Below are 1,082 nucleotides of genomic sequence, written 5' to 3' on the forward strand. Positions count from 1 at the left end.
TAATCAAGGGAAGGCTCCCTGTGATCAGCATGAAGGAGACCTGCAATTGTATGCATATGAATGCGGTTATCAGCGTTTCTATCAAACCGTTTAACACCAAAAAATCCTAAGCCCTTTCTTGAGGGAAAAAGCTTTGCTTCAGGTACAACAAGTCCGGCATCGATTGCCATAAGGTGATAGGCGTATTCTATAGCGCTTATATCTTTAGGGTCAAGGTGAGATCTAAACTTAATCAGCCAATCCACGCCATCAATATTCAGCAATACTTTAGGGCGGGCCCCCGCTGAAGATCCCCCCAACACCAGCAAATCATCTACATAAGTATCGTTTTCATCTAATGTTGCTTGTATTTCGCTATCAATTTCGTCTAAATCATTGGTGATATGAGATATAGCGCTTGGATTTTCAGGTTCATAAGCATAAGATAAAGCCCCCATACCGCCTGTTCCTACAAAACAAAGACGATCAAGCGGTGAGAGAGTGCCAGGATTAAGCCCTGCATTCATTAATTTTCGGTCTAGAAGTAATCGCCCCCAACCATCGGGCAAACTATCATTGAAAACACCAAATAAACCTTCAAAGGTACGATCACTGGACTCTATAACACCTGCTTTAAGAGGTAGTTTGAAAGGCGATAACTCAAGGCCTGTTTTAATAAAAGCTGCATCATATTCAAAAAAGATTTGTCTACTCTTAAGCAGCAATCTTCCCATGAGTATCTTATGCGTAGAGCAGTGATAATACACATAAACAAGATTTTGATCCCGGAAGCTCATTTTCTACCCCGTTTTCTTTTTCCATCATCAATCAGCTCATCAAGCGATAATGCTTCTTCAGCGCTTTTAAGTGCAAACAGTGCTTTAAAATCATCCATACACCCAAGTATCACAGCCAGTTTAAGCAGCGATTCCAAAGATATTTGTCCTGTTTGCTCAAACTTTTTCAAAGAGCCGTAACTGACCCCGGACTTTTCTGATAAAGTCTGCTGGCTTAAATTGAGTTCAAGCCGAAGATCGCGTGCCCTGCTTGCTACCCTCTTTTGCATTTCACTGGGTGTCATCATATTAACTGATACCATAATA

General features: G+C 41.2%; 2 protein-coding genes. Both read right to left on the minus strand.

The window, feature by feature from the left end; translation table 11 throughout:
* On the minus strand, positions 1–776 hold a 776-nt coding region (locus HE1_RS07805; RefSeq protein ID WP_162480065.1), incomplete at its 3' end, for a type II toxin-antitoxin system HipA family toxin.
* Positions 773–1,082 (minus strand): helix-turn-helix domain-containing protein (locus tag HE1_RS00205; protein WP_035543205.1); only part of this gene is annotated, 310 nt, incomplete at its 5' end. The genes HE1_RS07805 and HE1_RS00205, both read right to left, overlap by 4 nt.

It is taken from the genome of Holospora elegans E1, from assembly GCF_000648275.1.
GTDB classification, from domain to species: domain Bacteria; phylum Pseudomonadota; class Alphaproteobacteria; order Holosporales; family Holosporaceae; genus Holospora; species Holospora undulata_A.